Annotated in this window: 17 protein-coding genes; 13 read left to right on the top strand and 4 right to left on the bottom strand. The window is 68.0% G+C overall.

Annotated features, from left to right (window positions below; translation table 11 throughout):
- Nucleotides 1-4 precede the first annotated feature (4 nt).
- Entirely contained in the window at nt 5-793 is a 789-nt protein-coding gene (paaG, locus tag GON01_RS00590; RefSeq protein WP_157025030.1) for a 2-(1,2-epoxy-1,2-dihydrophenyl)acetyl-CoA isomerase PaaG, read from the bottom strand.
- A 109-nt stretch (nt 794-902) separates the two neighbouring features.
- Between paaG and paaI the strand changes: the two genes are divergently transcribed.
- The 7 genes from paaI to paaE all read left to right on the top strand — a co-directional run bounded on the left by paaI (nt 903) and on the right by paaE (nt 6,389).
- Nucleotides 903-1,310 carry a hydroxyphenylacetyl-CoA thioesterase PaaI gene (gene paaI / locus GON01_RS00595; protein WP_157025031.1) on the top strand — a complete coding sequence of 136 codons (408 nt, stop codon included), beginning with the start codon at nt 903-905 and terminating at the stop codon, nt 1,308-1,310.
- Complete coding sequence (gene pcaF / locus GON01_RS00600; protein ID WP_157025032.1) at nt 1,307-2,512, top strand: 3-oxoadipyl-CoA thiolase; 1,206 nt, start codon at nt 1,307-1,309, stop codon at nt 2,510-2,512. Before paaI ends, pcaF begins: the two co-directional genes overlap by 4 nt.
- Before the next feature lie 67 nt (nt 2,513-2,579).
- Nucleotides 2,580-3,572 carry a 1,2-phenylacetyl-CoA epoxidase subunit PaaA gene (paaA, locus tag GON01_RS00605; RefSeq protein ID WP_157025033.1) on the top strand — a complete coding sequence of 331 codons (993 nt, stop codon included), beginning with the start codon at nt 2,580-2,582 and terminating at the stop codon, nt 3,570-3,572.
- A 163-nt stretch (nt 3,573-3,735) separates the two neighbouring features.
- Nucleotides 3,736-4,017, top strand: coding sequence for a 1,2-phenylacetyl-CoA epoxidase subunit PaaB (gene paaB, locus GON01_RS00610; RefSeq protein WP_157025034.1), 282 nt, complete (start codon nt 3,736-3,738; stop codon nt 4,015-4,017).
- Nucleotides 4,017-4,862 (top strand): 1,2-phenylacetyl-CoA epoxidase subunit PaaC, encoded by an 846-nt coding sequence (gene paaC, locus GON01_RS00615; protein WP_157025035.1) that lies wholly within the window; start codon nt 4,017-4,019, stop codon nt 4,860-4,862. Before paaB ends, paaC begins: the two co-directional genes overlap by 1 nt.
- 5 nt (nt 4,863-4,867) lie before the next feature.
- Complete coding sequence (gene paaD / locus GON01_RS00620; protein WP_309503668.1) at nt 4,868-5,302, top strand: 1,2-phenylacetyl-CoA epoxidase subunit PaaD; 435 nt, start codon at nt 4,868-4,870, stop codon at nt 5,300-5,302.
- Nucleotides 5,303-5,312: 10 nt separating this feature from the next.
- Nucleotides 5,313-6,389, top strand: a complete 1,077-nt coding sequence (paaE, locus tag GON01_RS00625) for a 1,2-phenylacetyl-CoA epoxidase subunit PaaE (RefSeq protein ID WP_157025036.1) — start codon at nt 5,313-5,315, stop codon at nt 6,387-6,389.
- On the opposite strand, the gene GON01_RS00630 is transcribed toward paaE, so the two are convergent.
- Nucleotides 6,377-6,958, bottom strand: a complete 582-nt coding sequence (locus GON01_RS00630; protein ID WP_157025037.1) for a TetR/AcrR family transcriptional regulator — start codon at nt 6,956-6,958, stop codon at nt 6,377-6,379. The two genes, paaE and GON01_RS00630, sit on opposite strands and share 13 nt — an antisense overlap.
- Before the next feature lie 232 nt (nt 6,959-7,190).
- Between GON01_RS00630 and GON01_RS00635 the strand changes: the two genes are divergently transcribed.
- Genes GON01_RS00635 through GON01_RS00655 form a run of 5 tightly spaced genes read left to right on the top strand, consistent with a single transcriptional unit; the run spans nt 7,191 to nt 17,809 of the window.
- Nucleotides 7,191-10,382: an efflux RND transporter permease subunit gene (locus GON01_RS00635; RefSeq protein WP_157025038.1), complete on the top strand. Its 3,192-nt coding sequence runs from the start codon at nt 7,191-7,193 to the stop codon at nt 10,380-10,382.
- Nucleotides 10,375-11,520, top strand: coding sequence for an efflux RND transporter periplasmic adaptor subunit (locus GON01_RS00640; protein ID WP_157025040.1), 1,146 nt, complete (start codon nt 10,375-10,377; stop codon nt 11,518-11,520). The genes GON01_RS00635 and GON01_RS00640 overlap by 8 nt, the downstream gene beginning before the upstream one ends.
- A complete protein-coding gene (locus tag GON01_RS00645; protein WP_157025042.1) occupies nt 11,468-12,943 on the top strand; it encodes an efflux transporter outer membrane subunit in 1,476 nt (491 codons plus the stop codon). Before GON01_RS00640 ends, GON01_RS00645 begins: the two co-directional genes overlap by 53 nt.
- Before the next feature lie 13 nt (nt 12,944-12,956).
- The gene (locus GON01_RS00650) at nt 12,957-16,169 is read left to right on the top strand and encodes a WD40/YVTN/BNR-like repeat-containing protein (RefSeq protein ID WP_157025044.1); all 3,213 of its coding nucleotides are present in this window, start codon (nt 12,957-12,959) and stop codon (nt 16,167-16,169) included.
- The gene (locus GON01_RS00655; RefSeq protein WP_157025046.1) at nt 16,166-17,809 is read left to right on the top strand and encodes a M28 family metallopeptidase; all 1,644 of its coding nucleotides are present in this window, start codon (nt 16,166-16,168) and stop codon (nt 17,807-17,809) included. The genes GON01_RS00650 and GON01_RS00655 overlap by 4 nt, the downstream gene beginning before the upstream one ends.
- A 12-nt stretch (nt 17,810-17,821) precedes the next feature.
- On the opposite strand, the gene fixJ is transcribed toward GON01_RS00655, so the two are convergent.
- Complete coding sequence (gene fixJ, locus GON01_RS00660; RefSeq protein WP_157025048.1) at nt 17,822-18,436, bottom strand: response regulator FixJ; 615 nt, start codon at nt 18,434-18,436, stop codon at nt 17,822-17,824.
- Entirely contained in the window at nt 18,426-19,934 is a 1,509-nt protein-coding gene (locus GON01_RS00665; protein WP_157025050.1) for a PAS domain-containing sensor histidine kinase, read from the bottom strand. Before GON01_RS00665 ends, fixJ begins: the two co-directional genes overlap by 11 nt.
- Nucleotides 19,935-20,086: 152 nt before the next feature.
- Here GON01_RS00665 and GON01_RS00670 point away from each other — a divergent pair, with 152 nt between their 5' ends.
- On the top strand, nt 20,087-20,776 hold the full coding sequence (locus GON01_RS00670) for an alternative oxidase (protein ID WP_157025052.1): 690 nt from the start codon (nt 20,087-20,089) through the stop codon (nt 20,774-20,776).
- The last annotated feature ends 11 nt before the right edge of the window (nt 20,777-20,787 follow it).

Below are 20,787 nucleotides of genomic sequence, written 5' to 3' on the forward strand. Positions count from 1 at the left end.
CAGTTCAGCGGCCGGTGAAGACCGGCTTGCGCTTTTCGAGAAACGCCGCGACGCCTTCGCGATAATCGGCCGAATTGCCGAGCCGGCGCATCAGGTCGCGCTCATTGTCCAGCTCGTCGTCGAGCGTCTTCAGCCCCGATCCGCGGATCGCGTGCTTGGTCGCGGCGAGGCCCAGCGTCGGCCCGGCGGCGAAGCGCGCGGCGAGCCCCTGCGCCTCGTCCATCAATGCCTCGTCGTCGATGCATTTCCAGATCAGCCCCCATTGCTCGGCCCGCTCGGCAGCGATCGGCTCGCCGGTCAGCGCCATGCCGAGCGCGCGTGGCAGGCCGGCCAGGCGCGGCAGCACCCAGGTGCCGCCCGAATCCGGGATCAGGCCGATCGCGGCGAAGGATTCGATGAACTTCGCGCTGCGGGCGGCGAGCACGATGTCGCAGGCAAAGGCGATGTTGGCGCCCGCCCCCGCCGCGACGCCGTTGACCGCGCAGATCACCGGCATGTCGAGCGATACCAGCCGCCGGATGAGCGGATTGTAATAGCGTTCGACCGAATCGCCGAGATCCACCGGCGCACTGCCCGGCGCCACCGCGCGGTCGTTCAGGTCCTGCCCGGCGCAGAAGCCGCGACCGGCGCCGGTCAGCAGCAGCACCCGCGCGCCGTTTTCCGCCGTCACCCGGTCCAGCGCATCGGCGACTTCGCCGTGCATCTCGGCGGTGAAGCTGTTGAGGCGATCCGGGCGATTGAGCGTCAGCCGCGCGACGCCGTCGGTCAGGTCGAAAAGGATCGTCCGGTACATGCGCGCCTCTCCGTTCGGGTATTCCCGAATGATCGGTCGAACAAACATTGGCAAGTGCCGCCCGGGCCGGATATCGGGCGCTGTGCACCAGGCCTCCCCTCCCGACGCCATGACTGTCGCGCGCTGCATGATCGCCCGCGAAGGCACCGGCGCCGCCTGGGGTCTGGAGCTGGAAGCCGCCGAGGCCGGCTATGCCCGCGTCGCGATGCGCCTGACCCCGGCGATGCTGAACGGCTTCGGCATTGCGCATGGCGGCATGATCTTCGCGCTTGCCGATTCCGCCTTCGCCTATGCCTGCAATTCGCGCAACGTGAGGACGGTCGCGCAATCGGGCAGCATCGTGTTCCTCGATGCCGGCCGTGCCGGCGAACGGCTGGTGGCCGAGGCGCGCGAGACGGCGCTCAGCGGCCGCACCGGCGCCTATGTCATCACCGTCACCGGCGAAGACGGCCGCGTGATCGCCGAAATGCAAGGCCTCAGCCGCGCCGTCGGCGGCCCCACCCTGGAGGATCTATGACAGACGCTTTCATCTGCGACGCCGTCCGCACGCCGATCGGCCGCTATGGCGGCGCCCTGGCGCAGGTGCGCGCCGACGACCTCGCCGCGATCCCGCTTCGCGCACTTGCCGAACGCAATCCGGGGCTCGACTGGACCCAGCTCGACGACCTGGTCCTCGGCTGCGCCAACCAGGCAGGCGAGGACAATCGCAACGTCGCGCGGATGGCGGCGCTGTTGGCAGGCCTCGGCACATCGGTGCCGGGCAGCACGATCAACCGCCTGTGCGGGTCGGGCCTCGACGCGGTCGGCACCGCCGCGCGCGCGATCAAGGCCGGCGAAGCCGAGCTGATCGTCGCCGGCGGCGTCGAGAGCATGACGCGAGCGCCGTTCGTGATGCCGAAGGCGGAAAGCGCGTTCAGCCGCGGCAACGCGGTCTATGACACCACGATCGGCTGGCGCTTCGTCAATCCGAAGCTGAAGGCCGAATATGGTATCGATTCGATGCCCGAGACGGCGGAGAACGTCGCGACCGAATTCCAGGTGACGCGCGAGGATCAGGACCGGTTCGCGGTCGAGAGCCAGCGCCGCGCCGCTGCCGCCCAGGCGTCCGGCCGGCTCGCGGCCGAGATCGTGCCGGTGACGATCCCGCAGAAGAAAGGCGATCCGGACACGGTCGATCGCGACGAGCATCCGCGCGAGACCAGCATGGAAGCGCTGGCGAAGCTGAAGCCGATCGTCCGTCCCGACGGCACCGTGACCGCCGGCAACGCCTCCGGCGTCAATGATGGCGCGGCGGCTTTGATCGTCGCTAGTGAAGCCGCCGCGAAAAGGCACGGCCTCACCCCGCGCGCGCGCATCCTCGGCACGGCGGTTGCCGGCGTTCCGCCCCGGATCATGGGCATGGGACCGGCGCCCGCCACGCAAAAGCTGCTGGAGCGGCTCGGCCTCTCCATCGGAAACGTCGACGTGATGGAACTGAACGAAGCCTTCGCCGCCCAAGGCCTCGCCGTGATGCGCCAGCTCGGCCTTGCCGACGACGCCGAGCATGTGAACCCGAACGGCGGCGCGATCGCGCTCGGCCATCCGCTCGGCATGTCGGGTGCTCGCCTCGCGCTGACCGTCACCGAGGAATTGCAGCGTCGCGGCGCCCGCTACGGCGTCGCGACAATGTGCATCGGCGTCGGCCAGGGCATCGCGATGGCGGTGGAACGCGTCGCCTGAGGATTAGTTGACCGCTTGGTCGGCTTATCCTAACTTCCACACGAGCCCCCGAGCGAAAGGCTTCGCGATGTACACCACCGAAATGGGCAAGCCCGATCCCGCAAAGGTCGCCGCGATCGGCGGCGAGGACCCGGCGCTGCTGGAAGCGTTCGAAGCGCGCGTTGCTGCCGACGAGTTCATCGAGCCCAAGGACTGGATGCCCGAGGCGTATCGCCGCACGCTCGTCCGCCAGATTTCGCAGCACGCGCATAGCGAGATTGTCGGCATGCTGCCCGAAGGCAATTGGCTGACCCGCGCGCCGTCGCTCCGGCGCAAGGCAGTGCTGCTCGCCAAGGTGCAGGACGAGGGGGGCCACGGCCTCTACCTCTATTGCGCGGCGGAAACACTTGGCACCAGCCGCGAGCAGATGATCGAGGCGCTCCATTCCGGCAAAGCGAAATACTCGACGATCTTCAATTATCCGACGCTCACCTGGGCGGACATCGGCGCGATCGGCTGGCTGGTCGACGGCGCCGCGATCATGAACCAGGTGCCGCTGCAGCGCACCTCCTACGGCCCCTATGCACGCGCGATGGTCCGCGTCTGCAAGGAGGAAAGCTTCCACCAGCGCCAGGGTTATGAAATCATGATCGCCATGGCGAACGGCACGCCGGAACAGAAAGCAATGGCGCAGGACGCGCTCAATCGCTGGTGGTGGCCGAGCCTGATGATGTTCGGCCCCTCGGACGAGAATTCGCCGAACACCGCCCAGTCGATGCGCTGGCGGATCAAGCGTGATACCAATGACGAGCTGCGGCAGAAATTCGTCGACATAACGGTGCCGCAGGCGGAGTTCCTGGGCCTGACCGTGCCCGATCCCGACCTTGTCTGGAACGAGGCCAAGGGCGGCTATGATTTCGGCGAGGTCGACTGGGAGGAATTCTACGCGGTCGTCCGCGGCGAGGGTCCGGCCGCCAAGGAACGGATGGAAGCGCGCCGCAAGGCCTGGGACGACGGCGCCTGGGTGCGCGAGGCGGCGCTCGCCCATGAAGCGAAGCGCGCGGCGAGGGCAGCGGCGTGAGCGCCGCAATCAGGTCCTCCCCGAGCTTGCTCGGGGCGGGGGACCGCACGAAGTTCGGTGGAGGGGCGCGAGCGGAGCGAGCGTGGCTTTCCGGTGCTGCGCACCGGCCCCTCCACCATGCTTCGCATGGTCCCCCTCCCCTGCCAAAGCAGGGGAGGATCGAATGAAGGACTGGCCGCTCTGGGAAGTCTTCGTCCGCTCGCGTGGCGGGCTCAGCCACAAGCATGTCGGCTCGGTCCACGCGCCCGACGCTGAGCTGGCCGTGCGCCATGCGCGCGACACCTATACCCGCCGGATGGAAGGCGTCAGCCTGTGGGTGGTCAGGTCGGCCGACATCGTCGCGTCCGATCCCGACCAGGCCGGGCCGATGTTCGCGCCCGCCGAGGACAAGGTCTATCGCCACCCGACCTTTTACGAGATCCCGCCGGAAGTGAAGCACATCTGATGCCGTCGCTGCCGACCATCCAGCCGGAGGATGTCGCCACGGCCGGGCGCGCCAGCCACGAAGGCGTTTTCGACGCGCCAGCGCTCGACGAGCACCGCGATGCGATCGCCGACTATGCGCTGCGGCTAGGCGACGATGCCCTGATCCTGGGCCAGCGGCTCACCGAATGGTGCGGGCACGCCCCGCAGCTGGAAATAGACCTGAGCCTCGCGAACCTGGGCCTCGACCTGATCGGCCAGGCGACGTTGCTGTTGGGCCTTGCCGGCGAACTGGAAGGCAACGGTCGAGACGCCGACGCCCTCGCCTTTCACCGCGACGTGCTCGCCTTTCGCAATTGCCTGATGGTCGAGCAGCCGAACGGCGATTTCGCGCGCACTATCGCGCGGCAATTCCTGTTCTCGGCCTACCAGGCGGCGCTTTACGAGGCGTTGCAGCATTCCGCGTCGCCGCGCCTGGCCGAGATCGCCGCCAAGGCGGTCAAGGAAGTCCGCTACCATGCCGATCTCGCCGCCGACTGGGTGATCCGGCTCGGCGACGGCTCCGAGGAAAGCCGGCAGCGGATGATCGACGGCCTCGACTGGCACTGGCGCTTCGTCGAGGAGCTGTTCCAGATGGACGCGGTCGAGCAGGCGCTCGCCGATGCCGGGATCGGGGTCGACAAGGCCACGCTCCGTCCCGACTTTGATGCGACGGTGGAGCGCGTGCTGACCGAGGCCACACTGCCCCTTCCCGTCTATCCGCGTGCGGTCCTCGGCGGGCGCAAGGGACACCATAGCGAACATCTCGGCCATCTGCTGGCCGTGATGCAGTTCCTGCCCCGAACCTATCCTGACGCTGTGTGGTGACGGGCGTGGCGTCTCGAGTGTGGGAAGTGCTCAAGGGCGTTCCCGATCCTGAAATCCCTGTCGTCTCTGTGGTGGACCTCGGCATCGTTCGCGGCGTCGAGCCGCACCGGGTGACGATCACCCCTACCTATACCGGCTGCCCCGCAACGCTCGCGATCGAGGCCTCGATCCGCGCCGCGCTCGACGCCGCCGGCTATCGGGAGGTCGCCGTCGAAACCGTGCTGTCGCCGTCCTGGACCACCGGCTGGATCACGCCGGAAGGCCATGCCAAGCTCCACGCCTACGGCATCGCCCCGCCCTCCCTCGCCGCGACCGCCACCTGCCCGCAATGCGCCTCGACCGATACGGAGGAAGTCAGCCGCTTCGGCTCGACGCCATGCAAGGCGCTGTGGCGTTGCCGCGCCTGCGCCGAGCCGTTCGACCGTTTCAAATGCCATTGACGGAACCGCCATGTCCGCCGCTTTCCATCGCCTGACCATCGCCGATGTGCGCCGCGAGATCGACGACGCGGTCTCGCTGCGCTTCCACCTCCCCGATGAGCTGCGCGAGGCGTTTCGCTTCGCGCCCGGCCAGCATCTGACGTTGCGCACCGAAATCGGCGGCGAGGACGTGCGGCGCAATTACTCGCTCTGTGTCGCACCGCACGAAGGCGAGCTTCGGATCGCGATCAAGCGGATCGGCAGCGGCATCTTCTCCAATTGGGCGAACGAGACGCTGAAGCCCGGCGACGCCATCGACGTGATGCCGCCGCACGGCAGTTTCACCTGGGGCTTCGACCCGAATGCAGCGCGCGACTATGTCGGCTTTGCCGGCGGCTCCGGCATCACGCCGGTCTTGTCGCTGCTGAAGACGGCACTGTCGGTCGAGCCGGACAGCCGCTTCACTCTGCTGTACGGCAACCGCTCCTCCAACACGATCATGTTCCTGGAAGAGCTGGCCGCGCTCAAGAACCGGTTCATGGAGCGCTTGCAGATCTACCATTTTCTCGAAGAGGAGGATGAGGAGGTCGAGCTGTTCAACGGCCGCCTCGACCAGGCGAAGATCGCCGAAGTGCTGGCGTCGCTGGTCGAGCCGAATTCGATCGACGCGGCCTTCATCTGCGGCCCTGGCCCTATGATGGATGCGGCCGAGGCGGCCTTGCTCTCGGCCGGAGTGGCGAAGGATCGCATCCTGATCGAGCGCTTCACGGTCGGCGAGATGACCGCCGAGCAGGCGGCGCGGGTCCGCTCGCTGGAGCAGGACGCGGCCGGCCGCATGGTGCAGGTGACGCTGGACGGCCGACGGCGGCGCCTAGCCTTCGATGCGGAGAAGGGCAGCATCCTCGAAAACGCCCGCGCAGCCGGCCTGCCCGCACCGTTCGCCTGCAAGGCGGGCGTCTGCGCGACCTGCCGCGCGAAGCTGGTCTCCGGCAAAGTCGAGATGAAGGCGAATTATGGCCTCAGCCCGGAGGAAGTGGCGCAGGGTTATGTGCTGACCTGCCAGGCGGTGCCGGCCAGCGACGACGTCGTGCTCGACTACGACGCCTGAACCATCGCCAGCGCCATGTCGGCGATCTGCGCAGGCGGGATCGGCCCGTCGGGATCGTACCAGGTGTGGGTCCAGTTGATCATGCCGAACAGCAGCATCGTCTTTGCCCGCGCCCGCGCGGGATCGAGGCCGAGCTCCGGGTCCAGCGCGACCAGCAGCGCCTGGACCGCATCGACCACGCGCCGCTGCTTGGCCACCACCGTCGCCCGCTGCTCGGGCGGCAGGCTGTCGAGCTCGTTCAGCAGCACTTTCTGCCGGTCCGCGGCACCGACATAATGGCCCATGAAGGTGTGGATCAGCGCGTCGAGCTGCTCCGCCGCACCGCCGCCGCGCGCGAGCACTGCCCCGACATCGGCGACCAGCTGGTCGATGTGCGAGGACATGACCGCGTAGAGGATATCCTCTTTCGACGGATAGTAATGATAGATCAGCGATTTGGACGTGTCGCACGCGGCCGCCAGGTCGGCGACCGAGCTGCCGTCGAACCCGCGGCGGGCGAACAGCCGCGCGGCCCGGTCGACGATCGCTTCGCGCCGCTGCTCGTAATCCGCCGCCTGGGTGCGCGCCAACGCGTCCCTCCCGCATAGAAAGACCGACCGGCCGGTCCGGCTTTCGCCTATCAGCCGCGCCGGCCCTGGCGCAAATCCTTATGCGGCTCGAGCCGGTTAGGCGTTGCGCTGGCCGGTATAATTGGGGCAAGAACGCCGCCGATCGGGATTCGGGCAGGGGGTGCTCGCCTTCGGTCGGGGTTTCTTGGGCGAACCGCCCGGTTGGGCGCCGCGGTTCGGGCCGGAGACGTGCATGATCGGCATTGTCGGCATCGCCCTCAAGCGACCGCTCACCTTCATCGTGATGGCCATGCTGATCGCGATCGTGGGCGTGCTGGCAGCGATCCGCACGCCGGTCGACATCTTCCCCGACATTCCGGTGCCGGTGATCGCGACCGCCTGGAAATATGGCGGCCTTCCGCCGGAGGAGATGTCCAGCCGGATCATCACGCCGTTCGAGCGCACGCTCACCACCACCGTCAACGACATCGAGCATGTCGAGAGCCAGTCGCTCGAAGGCATCGCGGTGGTGAAGGTGTTCCTGCAGCCCTGGGCCGATATCCGCACCGCCACTGCCCAGGTCACGTCGGTGTCGCAGACGGTGCTGCGGCAGATGCCGCCCGGGGCGACGCCGCCGCTGATCCTCAACTACAATGCCTCGACCGTGCCGATCATGCAGCTGGCTCTGTCGGGCAAGGGGCTGACCGAGCAGCAGCTGAACGACATCGCGATGAACCAGGTTCGGATCCAGCTGATCTCCGTCCCCGGCATCGCGATGCCCGCGCCCTATGGCGGTAAGTCCCGGCAGATCCAGGTCGATCTCGATCCCGCCGCGCTCCAGTCGAAGGGGCTGGCGGCGCCCGACGTCACGGCCGCGATCGCCGCGCAGAACCAGATCAATCCAGCCGGCTTCGTCAAGATCGGCACCTATCAGTACAGCGTAAAGCTGAACAACGCGCCGGCGTCGGTCGAGGAACTGAACGCCCTGCCGGTCAAGGTCGTGAACGGCGCGACCATCTATCTGCGCGATGTGGCGCACGTCCGCGACGGCAGCGCGCCGCAGACCAACATCGTCCATGTCGACGGCAACCGCTCGGTGCTGATCACGATCCTGAAGAACGGCGCGACCTCGACGCTGTCGATCGTGCAGGCGGTCAAGGACAAATTGCCGAAGATCATGGAAGGGCTGCCGGACGCGCTGAAGATCGTGCCGGTCGGGGACCAGTCGCTGTTCGTGCGCGCGGCGGTCAGCGGCGTGGTGCACGAAGGCGTGATCGCCGCGGCGCTGACCTCGCTGATGATCCTGCTGTTCCTGGGCTCCTGGCGCTCGACCCTGATCATCGCGCTGTCGATCCCGCTTTCGATTCTTGCCGCCATCGCCGGGCTGGCGGCGGCGGGTCAGACGTTCAACGTGATGACGCTGGGCGGCCTCGCGCTCGCGGTCGGCATCCTGGTCGATGACGCGACGGTCACGATCGAGAACATCAACTGGCACCTCGAACAGGGCAAGGGCGTGATCCAGGCGATCCTGGACGGCGCCGCGCAGATCGTGACGCCCGCCTTCGTCTCCCTGCTCTGCATCTGCATCGTCTTCGTCCCCATGTTTTTCCTGCCAGGCGTCGCCGGTTTCCTGTTCGTGCCGATGGCGCTGGCGGTGGTGTTCGCGATGATCGCGTCGTTCGTGCTGTCGCGCACGCTGGTGCCGACCATGGCCATGTACCTGCTGAAGCCGCATGCGCCGGGCGAGGACGTGCACGCAGCGGGCGCCCCGGGGTCACGCAATCCGCTGGTGCGGTTCCAGCGGGGGTTCGAGGCGCGGTTCGAAAAGGCGCGGACCTTTTATGGCGCGCTGCTCGGCGAGGCGCTCGCCCGGCGCAAGCCGTTCATGCTGGGTTTTCTCGGTATTGTCCTGGTCTCGTTCGCGCTGCTGCCGTTCCTGGGCCGCAACTTCTTCCCGGACGTGGATTCAGGACAAATCATGATCCATGTCCGCGCGCCGGTCGGGTCGCGGGTCGAGGACACGGCGGCGCAGTTCGACCGCATCCAACGCCGCATCCGGGAGCTGATCCCGCCCAGCGAACTGCTGTCGGCCGCCGACAATATCGGCCTGCCGGTCAGCTCCATCAACACGACCTACAACAACTCAGGCACGATCGGGCCGCAGGACGGCGATATCCTGATCGCCCTCACCAAGGGCCATCGCCCGACCAAGGACCATGTCGCGACGCTCAGGCGCGAGCTGCCACGCAGCTTCCCCGGCACGACCTTCTCGTTCCTGCCGGCGGACATCACCAGCCAGATTTTGAACTTCGGCGCGCCGGCGCCGATCGACGTGCAGATCAGCGGGCGAAAGATGGAGGACAATACCGCCTATGCGGAAAAACTGCTGCGCCGCATCCGCACCATTCCGGGCCTCGCCGATGCACGCATCCAGCAACCGGCGCGGGCGCCGCAGCTGAACGTCGACATCGACCGCTCGCGCATCGGCCAGTACGGACTGACGGAGAAGGACGTGACCGCCAGCCTCGCCACCTCGCTGGCCGGCTCGGGCACGACGGAGCCGGTCTTCTATCTCAATCCGGAAAACGGCGTGTCCTATTCGGTGGTGACGCAGGCGCCCGAATATCGCGTCGGATCGATGGCGGCGCTGCAGGGACTTCCCATTTCCGGCGGCGACGGCAGCGCCGTGCAGACGCTGGGCGGCATCGCCAGGGTCAGCCGCAGCAGCACCGTGCCGGTCGTCAACCACTATGACGTGCAGCCCGTTATCGACGTGTACGCCGCGCCGGCGGGCCGCGACCTCGGCGCCGTCTCCGCCGATGTCCAGCGCGCGATCGATGGGCTCAAGAAGGAGCAGCCCAAGGGCGTCACGGTCACGATGCGCGGCCAGTACCAGACGATGAACGCAGCTTTTTCAGGTCTCGCCTTCGGCCTGATCGGCGCGATCGTGCTGATCTACCTGCTGATCGTCGTGAACTTTCAGAGCTGGCTCGATCCGTTCGTCATCATCACCGCCCTTCCCGCGGCGCTCGCCGGGATCGTCTGGACGCTGTTCGCGACCGGGACCACTCTGTCGGTGCCGGCGCTGACCGGCGCGATCATGTGCATGGGCGTGGCGACCGCCAACTCGATCCTGGTCGTCAGCTTCGCGCGCGAACGGCTGGCCGAGCTGGGCGACGCAAGCAAGGCGGCGCTGGAGGCCGGCCTGGTCCGCTTCCGCCCGGTGCTGATGACCGCGCTCGCGATGATCATCGGCATGCTGCCGATGGCGCTCGGCCTTGGCGAAGGCGGCGAGCAGAACGCGCCGCTCGGCCGCGCGGTGATCGGCGGCCTCGTCGCCGCCACCATCGCGACCCTGTTCTTCGTCCCCACCGTCTTCAGCTTCGTCCACCGCCGCGGGCGCGTGGCCGGACCGCCCTCGGAGCTTGAACCCGCCCATGCTTGATGAAGCGCAGTCGCGCACCCTGAAACGCACCGGGCTGGTCGCAGCATTCACGGCCGCCGCTATCGTCGCGGTCGGCGTGTCGACCCGGATCAGCGCCGGGCACGAGTTGGCGACGGCGGCGCGCGAAAATGCCGTGCCGATCGTAACCGTCGTCCAGCCCAAACGCGGCGCGAGCACGGCCGAGCTGCAGCTGCCCGGCAACGTCCAGGCGTTCAACAGCGCGCCGATCTTCGCGCGCACCAACGGCTATGTGCGGCGATGGCTGGTCGATATCGGCGACAGCGTCGCCGCCGGACAGACGCTCGCCATTCTCGACGCGCCTGAAGTCGACCAGCAGCTCGCCCAGGCCCAGGCCGACTACCAGACGGCGCTCGCCAACCAGAAGCTCGCGCGTACCACTGCGGAGCGCTGGCAGACGCTGCTGAGAAAGGATGCGGTCTCGCGCCAGGAAGCTGACGAGAAGGCCGGCGACTATGCGGCAAAGACCGCCGTTGCCAATGCCCAGCTGGCGAACGTCAGTCGGCTGCGCGCGGTGCAGGGTTTCGAGCGGCTGACGGCGCCCTTCTCCGGCATCGTCACCAGTCGCTCGGCCCAGATCGGCGCGCTGGTTACGTCCGGCAACGCCTCGGCGCAGCCGCTGTTTACGGTGTCGGACGTCCGTCGGCTGCGCATCTATGTTCGCGTGCCGCAAAGCTTTTCGGCGCAGGTCCACCCGGGGCTCGGGGTGACGCTCACTGTCCCTGAATATCCAGGCCGAACCTTCAACGCTGTCCTGGTCCGCACGGCCGGCGCGGTCGATCCGCAATCGGGAACGGTGCTGGTCGAGCTCCAGGCCGACAACAGCGACCGCGCGCTGAAGCCCGGCGCCTATGCGACGGTCACGTTCCCCCTTCCCGCCGCCGCCAATGCCTTGCGGCTGCCGGGCAGCGCGATCCTGTTCCGCGAGTCGGGGCCGACGGTTGTGATCGTTGACAAGAGCGGCCGCGCGCGCCTGCAAACGGTCCAGATCGGCCGCGACCAGGGCAAGGAAGTCGAGATCGTCGCCGGCCTGAAGGGCGACGAGCGCGTGGTCGACACGCCGCCCGATGCAATCGAGACTGGCGACCAGCTCAAGGTCGAGGCCCGTGCGCGCGGCTAGCCTCGCCCCCGCGCTGCTGCTGGCCGGCTGCTCGATGGCGCCCGACTACGCGCGCCCGGCGATCGCCGCGCCCGCGGCCTACAAGGAAGCGCCGGCCGGCTGGGTCGCCGCAGCGCCGCTCGACGCCGCCCCGCGCGGCGCCTGGTGGTCGATGTTCGGCGACCCCATGCTCGACGATCTCGAGGCGCGAATCGAAGGGGCGAGCCCGACTCTCGCCGCCGCCGTCGCCCGCTACGACGCCGCGCGCGCGGCGGCCGGCGAAGCTGCTGCGGACTTGTACCCGACCGTCACCGCCTCGGCCGATCTGACCCGCGAGTTGACCTCCGCGCGCAGGCCCGGGGCGAGCGCCGCCGGCCGCTTCACTGATGCGAGCCTCGGCGCTGCGCTGAGCTATGAGTTCGACCTGTGGGGCCGCGTGCGCAACTCGGTCCGCGCCGCACGCGCCGAGGCGGATGCGAGCGGAGCCGATCTCGCCGCCGTCCGCCTGAGCCTGCACGCCGCGCTGGCCGACGCCTATCTGCGCCTTCGCGGCCTCGATGCCGAGGCGGCGCTGCTCCGCGCGACGGTCGATGCCTATGCGAAGGCGCTGGAGCTTACCGAGGCACGGCATGATGGCGGGGCGGCATCCGGTCTTGACGTCAATCGCGCCCAGACCCTGCTGTCGGACGCGCGCGCGCAGATCTCCGCCGTCGCCAATCGCCGCGCCGCGACCGAGCACGAGATCGCGGCGCTGGTCGGCACCACGCCGTCGGCGCTGTCGATCGCGCCGACCGCGGCTGGCGTCCTCGCCCCGCCTCCCGTTCCGGCCGAGGCGCCCGCCGCCTTGGTGCAGCGCCGACCGGACGTCGCCGCGGCGGAACGCCGGATCGCGGCGACGAACGCGCGGATCGGCGTCGCCCGTGCCGCCTTCTTCCCCGACCTGACGCTGGGCCTCGCCGGCGGTTTCGAAAGCAGCCATGGCAGCCTGTTGAGCGCGCCGGCCGGCTTCTGGGCGCTGGGACCGATTTCGGCCGCGCTCGACCTGTTCGACGGTGGACGGCGTCAAGCCCGCGTGCGGCTGACGCGCGCGCAATATGACGAGGCGGCAGCAAGCTACCGCGAGGCGGTGCTCACCGCCTTCCGTGAAGTCGAGGACGCGCTCGCGGCGTCGCGTCTGCTCGCGGCGCAGGCCGTGGACCAGAACGCGGCGGCAACCGCGGCGGCACGGACGAGCGAACTCGCCCTCACTCGCTACCGCGAAGGCGCCGCCGACTATCTCGAAGTTGTGACCGCCCAGACGGCCGCGCTCGATGCCGAGCGCGCGGCGATCGGGGTGGGCACGGAGCGGATGCGCACCGCGGTGGCCCTCGTCCGCGCCCTGGGCGGCGGCTACGCAGACGCGTTGCCGGCAGACACGGCTATGTTACAGGCCAACAGCAAATAAAGGGGAGCGATCGATGCGGCGTCTGGGATTTTGGTTCGTCTGTGTTTCCGCGCTGGCGCTGTCGGTGGGCACCGCCCATGCGGCGGACAGCGACAAGCCGGCCGCGAAAGCCGAAGCGGCACCGCCACCGAAGGGCGAGGAAGCCTTCTTCACTGGGCTCAAGTGGCGAAACATCGGCCCCAATCGCGGCGGCCGCTCGATCGCGGTGGCCGGCAGCGTTGCCCGCCCGAACGAATATTATTTCGGCGCGGTCGGCGGCGGGCTGTGGAAGACGACCGACGGCGGCACGACCTGGAAGCCGGTCACCGACGGTCAGCTCGACAATTCCGCAGTCGGCGGCGTCGCGGTGTGCGAGGCCAATCCCGACGTGGTTTACTTGACCACCGGCGAGACCGAGTTGCGCGGCAACATCATGCCCGGCGACGGCGTCTGGAAATCGACGGACGCCGGCAAAACTTGGAAGAAGATCGGCCTCACTGACGTCCAGAATTTCTCCCGCGTCCGCATCCATCCGAAGGATTGCGACACCGCCTATGTCGGCGGCTTCGGTCCCTATGGGACCGAGAGCGAGGCGCGCGGCGTCTACAAGACGACCGACGGCGGCAAGAGCTGGAAGAAGATCCTGTACCGCGATCCCCGCACCGGCGCGGTCGACATCTCGATTGATCCCAACCATCCCGACACGCTCTATGCCGCTCTGTGGGAAGCTTGGCGCAAGCCCTGGGCGATGAGCTCGGGCGGGCCGGGCAGCGGCTTGTTCAAGAGCAGCGACGGCGGCGCGACCTGGACCGAGCTGACCCGCGCTCCGGGCATGCCGCAGAGCGGACCGATCGGGAAGATCGGCGTCAGCGTCTCGCCGGCCGATGCCAACCGCGTGTACGCGATCGTCGAGCATGCCGATGGCGGCGTGTTCGTCTCCAGCGATGGCGGCGCGCATTGGGCGCGGACCAACGACAGCCGCGACCTGCGTCAGCGCGCATTCTATTATTCGCGCATCATCGCCGATCCGAAGCTGAAGGACCGCGTCTATGTGCTGAACGTCCAGTTCTTCCGCTCCGACGATGGCGGCAAGACGTTCAAGAAAAAGATCAAGGTGCCGCACGGCGACAATCACGACCTGTGGATCGCCGGCAACGACAACCAGCGGATGGTCCAGGGCAATGACGGCGGCGCCAATGTCAGCGTCAATGCCGGCGAGAGCTGGACCGAGCAGGATTTCCCGACCGCCCAGATTTACCGGGTCACGATCAGCCACCACTTCCCTTATTTCGTCTGCGGCGCGCAGCAGGACAACACGACCATCTGCGTCCCCTCGCGAGACTGGAAGTTCAAGAACGTGCTGGGCGGCCAATATGGCTTCGAAGTCGGCGGCGGCGAGAGCGGCTACATCGCGAACGACCCGCGCAACCCGAACATCTTCTACGCCGGCAGCTACGGCGGCCAGCTCGACCGCTTCGATTACGCGACCGGCCAGACGCGCAGCATCAATGTTCGGCCGGACAATCCGATGGGCTATTCCGCGGGCGACATCGCCGAGCGGTTCCAATGGACCTATCCGATCGTGTTCGATCCGAAGGACCCGCAGACGCTCTACGTCGCCTCGCAGCATGTCTGGCGTACACGCAACGAAGGCCAGAGCTGGGAGCGGATCAGCCCCGACCTCACCCGTCACGATCCGTCGACGCTGGGCCCGTCCGGCGGGCCGATCACGCTCGACCAGACCGGCGTCGAGACCTACGGCACGGTGTTCGCGCTCGCGCCGTCGCGCCTCGAAAAAGGCGTGATCTGGGCCGGCTCCGACGACGGCATGGTTCATGTCACGCGTGACGGCGGCGCGAACTGGGTCGACGTCACGCCGGCCGGGCTGCCGCCTTACCTGAAGATCACGACGATCGAGGATTCGCCGCACAAGCCCGGCACCGCCTATCTGACCGGCCACCGCTTCCTGCTGGGCGACTTCAAGCCCTATGTGCTGAAGACCAGCGACTATGGCCGCAGCTGGACTCCGATCAGCAAAGGCATTCCGGACGACGAGATCGCCCGCAGCATCCGCGAGGATCTGGTCCGCCCGGGCCTGCTCTATCTCGGCACCGAGCGGGGCGTCTGGGTGTCGCTCGACAATGGCGACCGTTGGCACAAATTGCAGCGCAACCTGCCCGCCGTGCAGGTCGCCGACCTGGCCGTCACCGATCACGACCTGGTGATCGGCACCCATGGCCGCTCCTTCTGGGTCATGGACAACATCGACGTGCTGCGTCAGGTCGAGCCCGGCAGCGACAAGCATGTGACGCTGTTCAAGCCGGCGCCCGCGGTGCGCGGCGTCGATGCCGGCGTCGCGGTCGACTATTTCCTGCCCAAGGCGCCGAAGAAGCTGAGCCTCGACATCATCGGCCCCGACGGCAAGCTCGTGCAGAGCTTCGCCGGCGGCGTGAAGGAGGAAACGAAGAAGGACGAGGGAGAAGACGAGGACGATAACGGGCCGAAGCCGGTCCCGACCGCGGACATGAAGCAGGGCCTCAATCGTTTCACCTGGAACATGCACTATCCGGGCTTCACCGAGTTTCCCGACATGATCCTGTGGACCAGCCGCAATCGCGGCATCCAGGCGGTGCCCGGCCGCTATACCGCCCGGCTGACCGTCGACGGCAAGGTGCAGGAGCAGGCGTTCGACATCCGCTCCGACCCGCGCGCCAAGGCCGATCCCGCCGACCTGCAGCGCCGGTTCGATTTCGCCAGCCGCATCTCGGCCCGCGTCAGCCAAGCGAACCAGGCCGTGCTGCTGATCCGCGGCATCAAGCAGCAGACTGAGGTGGCAGCGAAGAAAGCGACCGACCCGGCGGTCAAGGGCGCGCTCTCGAGCTTCGACGAGAAATTGAGCGCGGTCGAGGGCCGGATTTACCAGGTCCGCAATCGCAGCCGGCAGGACCCGCTCAATTACCCGATCATGCTCAACGACAAATTGGCCGGGCTGATCGGCACGGTCGAAAGCGCCGACGCGCCGCCGACCGAGCAGAGCGAACTGGTCTTCGCGGACCTCTCCGCCCGGCTCGACACCCAGCTGAAGGCGCTCGACCAGCTGCTCGATGCCGAGCTCGCGCCGCTGAACGCCCAGCTGAAGCGCGCCGGACTGAAGCCGGTCGAGCGCAAGGCGCTGCCTGCCCAGCCGGCGGGTACGTCGAAGCAGAGCGGGGGCGAGGAAGCCGAAGAGGAAGAGGCCGAACAATGATCGCGATCCGGTCCGTCGCCGTCATCGCCGCCTGCCTGTCGGCGGCGGCGCCCGCGCAGAGCGTCGATCCAGCGCGCCTGTCGGAGACCACGCGCGTGCTGGCTTCGGACGCGTTCCAGGGCCGCGCACCGGGCACCGAGGGCGAGAAGAAGACGATCGCCTATCTGGTCGCGCGCTTCAAGGAAGCCGGCCTGTCGCCGGCCGGCGACGATGGCGGCTGGACCCAGCGCGTGCCGCTTGTCCACACGCGCCTGGGCGCGGGCACGATGCGCGTCGACCTTGGCGGCGCGATCCTTCCCCTCCAGCAGAAGCAGCAGGTCTATGTCAGCACGGTTCGGCCGGTCGATCGCGTCGCGATCGCCAACGCACCCCTGGTGTTCGTCGGCTACGGCGTAAACGCACCGGAGCGGCAATGGGACGATTTGAAGGGTGTCGACCTGCGCGGCAAGGTTGCCGTGTTCCTGGTCAACGACCCCGATTTCGAGGCGAAGCCGGGCGAGCCGTCCGCCGGCCGCTTCGGCGGCAAGGCGATGACCTATTACGGCCGCTGGACCTACAAATATGAGGAAGCCGCCCGCCGGGGTGCCATCGCCGCGCTGATCGTTCACGACACGCCGGGCGCCGGCTATGGCTGGAGCACGGTAGTCGCACCCGGCGGCGAGAATTACGACATCGTGCGCACTGGCCCGGTCCGGCCGATTCTGCTCCAGGGCTGGCTGGAAGGCGAGGCCGCGCGCGACCTGTTCCGCCGCGCCGGGCTCGATCTGGACAGGCTTCGCGGCGAAGCACGCAGCCCGTCGTTCAAGCCGGTGACGCTCCCCGGCGCGACCTTCTCCGCAGACCTGCCCGTCACGTCGGAGCAGGTGCAGAGCTACAATGTGCTCGGCAAGATCGCCGGCGCGAAGCGGCCCGACGAGACGGTGATGTACGGCGCGCATTGGGACGCCTACGGCATCGGCGCTCCGGACGCGCAGGGACGGACGATCCGTCCCGGCGCCGCCGACGACGCGATCGGCATTGCCGGCCTGGTCGAGATCGCCCGCGCGTTCGCCTCGGGGCCGAAGCCGGACCGCACGATCGTGTTCGCCGCCTGGACCGCCGAGGAACGCGGTCTGCTCGGCTCCGAAACCTACGCCGTCCACCCGCTCTTTCCGCTCGACAAAACGGTCGCGAACCTGACCATGGACATCCTGCAGACCGGCGGCCCCGCGCATGACGTGGTGCTGGTCGGCGCCGGCCAGAGCAGCCTGGAGGATGACCTCGCCCGCGCGGCGAAGGCCCAGGGCCGCACCGTCACGCCCGAGACGCTGCCGGAGCGCGGGCTGTTCTACCGCGCCGACCATTTCTCCTTCGCCCGGCGCGGCGTGCCGACGCTGCTGCTGATGGGCATCGCCGGGCCACACACTCTGGTTGAGGGTGGCAAGCGGGCGGGCGAGAAATGGCTTGAAGGCTATATGGCCTGCTACCACCAGACCTGCGACACATGGTCGCCCGCGCTCGACTTCCGCGGCGCCGCTCAGGATGTCGAGCTCCTCCTCGACATCGGCCGGACCCTCGCCTTTTCGCACCAGTGGCCGCAATGGCGCCCGGGCTCGGAGTTCCGCGCCATCCGCGAGGAGTCCGCCGCCGCCCGGCACTAGCTTCGGCGCGGTTCAGCCGGGAAGGCGCGCGATCGTCACCATCCTGACCAGCTCCGACAGGCTGCGGGCGTGCATCTTCGCCATCACGTTCGCCCGATAGACCTCGACCGTGCGCGCGCTGATGTCGAGGTCGAACGCGATCACCTTGTTCGCATGTCCCTCGACCAGCCCGTCGAGCACTTCGCGCTCGCGCTGCGACAGCGTCGCCAGCCGCTCGTTGACCAGCGCCCGCTCCTCGTCGGCCTGGGCGCGGTCGCTCTGCCGCGCCAGCGCCGTGCGGATCGCCGTCAGGATCGCGTCGTCGCTGAACGGCTTCTCGATGAAATCGGCGACGCCTTCCTTCATCGCCTGGATCGCCATCGGCACATCCGCGTGGCCGGTGATGACGATGATCGGGTCGCGCACGCCCAGTGCCTTCAATCGCCCGAGCAGCTCGATCCCGCTCATCTCCGGCATGCGGACATCGGTGACGATGCAGCCATGCGCCATGTCCGGCACAGCTTCCAGGAACTCCACGGCAGACGCGTAGGATCGGACCTGGAGGCCGGCGCAATCGATCAGGAACGCCAGCGACTGCCGCGCCGAATCGTCATCGTCGATCACATGCACCACCGGCTCATTCGCCATCGAAAAGTTCCTCCTTGCCCACGCTCGGCAGGGTGAAGCGAAACACCGCGCCCCCGCCCTTGTTTGGCTCGACCCAGATCCGGCCGCCATGCGCTTCAATGATCGTGCGCGAAATGGAAAGCCCCACGCCCATGCCGGTGCGCTTCGTCGTCACGAACGGCTGGAACAACTGGTCGGCGACCTTCGGGCTGATCCCCGGCCCGGTATCGGCGACGCTGACCAGCGCCATCTCGTCGTCGGCCGGTGCGATCGTCACGATCAGGTCGCGCTGCGGGCAGCCGGCCATCGCATCGACGGCGTTGCGCATCAGGTTCAGCGCCACCTGCTGGATCTGCACCTTGTCGGCGAGCACGAGGTCGACGTCGGGGCTGAAGTCGAAGCGGACGCGGATGCCGTGCTCCTTCGCGCCGACCAGGGCGAGAGCGCTTGCTTCCTCGACCAGCTTGGGCAGGCTTTCGATGCTGCGTTCCGTTTCGCCGCGGGCGACGAAATCGCGCAGGCGGCGAATGATCTGCCCGGCCCGGAGCGCTTCGTCCGCGGCCTTGTCCACGGCATCGGCGATGCGCGCGTGCGGCGGCGCGTCGCGGTCGAGCAGCATCTTGCTGCCCTTCAGGTAATTGGCGATCGCGGACAAGGGCTGGTTCAGCTCGTGCGCCAGCGCCGAGGCCATTTCGCCGAGTGCCGTCAGCCGTGAGACATGGACCAGCTCCGACTGCAGTTCCTGCATCCGGGTCTCGGTCTGCTGCCGCTCGGTCAGGTCGCGCACGAACCCTGTGAAGAAACGCCCGTCCGCGCCACTCATCTCGCCGACCGCCAGTTCCATCGGGAAGGTCGAGCCGTCCTTGCGCTCGCCCACCACGACGCGTCCGATACCGATGATCCGCCGCTCGCCGGTGCGATAGTAACGCTGCAGATAGCCGTCATGCGCCTCGCGATAAGGCGACGGCATCAGCATCTTGACGTTCCGCCCGGCCACTTCCTCGGCGGACCAGCCGAACAGCCGCTCGGCGGCATGGCTGAAGTCGCGGATCAACCCGGCTTCGTCGATCACGACCATCGCGTCGGGCACCGTCTCCAGGATCGAGCGGAGATGCGCCTCACGCTGGGCGATGCCGGCGTTCACCTCCTCGGTATATTGGCGCGCGCCGTGATAGCCCTCGCCGCCGACGGTCACGGCGGTCCCGACCAGCAGGAAGACGGCGCCGCCGACCCAATTCCCGGTGCTGATCTGGCCGGACAGGGAGTCGATATATAGGCCGGCGCCCGCGCCCAGCGCCGTCGCGAACAGGCCGGGCCAGAGCCCCGACAGCGCCGCCGCGATCACCACTGCCGGCACGAAGAAGATATAGGTCGTGCTTTGTCCCAGCAGCCGTTCCAGCCCAAGTCGCGCCGCGAACCCGGCCGCAACGGCCGCGGCGGCGATCGCGCAGCCGAGCCACGGATCGATCCGGATCAGCAGCTTCGCAAGCAGGTCTCGTCGGGCCAGGCGCCAGTCCATGCCCGCCTCATAGGGAGGCCGCACGGAAAGCGCGACCTCCGTGAACATACTTAGGGTGAAGACCCGAATTCCGGCTCCGCCCGCCCCCTCCTAATTCCGTGCCCAAGGCCCCGGGAGCGCTCGAAAAGCGCTGCCAGCACAGGAGTTAGGCCATGACTGCACCGTTCATCGACGTGAGCATCCACCACGCGCCCAAGGGTCTGTCGGACCGCATCGCGTTCGGCTTCACCAAGGCGCTGCGCTGGTGCGCCGACACCTTCTTTGCGGAGCGCTATGGGCACCGCGCGGTTGTGCTCGAAACCGTCGCGGCCGTGCCCGGCATGGTCGGCGCGACCATCAACCACCTTCACAGCCTCCGCCGGATGAAGGACGATCGCGGCTGGATCCGTACGCTGATGGACGAAGCCGAAAACGAGCGAATGCACCTGATGACGTTCATCGAGGTCGCGCAACCGACCTGGTTCGAGCGCGCGGTGATCATCGGCGTGCAATGGGTCTTCTACCTGTTCTTCTTCGCCCTTTACCTGATCAGCCCGAAGACCGCGCACCGCGTCGTCGGCTATTTCGAGGAAGAGGCGGTGATCAGCTACACCCATTACCTTGCCGAGATCGACGAGGGGCGCTCGCCGAACGTGCCGGCGCCGTCGATCGCCAGGCGCTACTGGAACCTGCCGGATACGGCGACGCTGCGCGACGTGGTGCTGGTGGTGCGCGCCGACGAGGCCCATCACCGCGATGTCAATCACGGCTTCGCCAACGAGCTTGCCGGCCTGCCGCAGCGCGCAGTGGCGCCCTGCCCGCCGCACAACGAGCTCGCGCCGATGTGGCGCAAGGCCGCCTGAACCAAAACCGG

The organism is Sphingomonas horti (assembly GCF_009753715.1).
Taxonomy (GTDB): domain Bacteria; phylum Pseudomonadota; class Alphaproteobacteria; order Sphingomonadales; family Sphingomonadaceae; genus Sphingomonas_B; species Sphingomonas_B horti.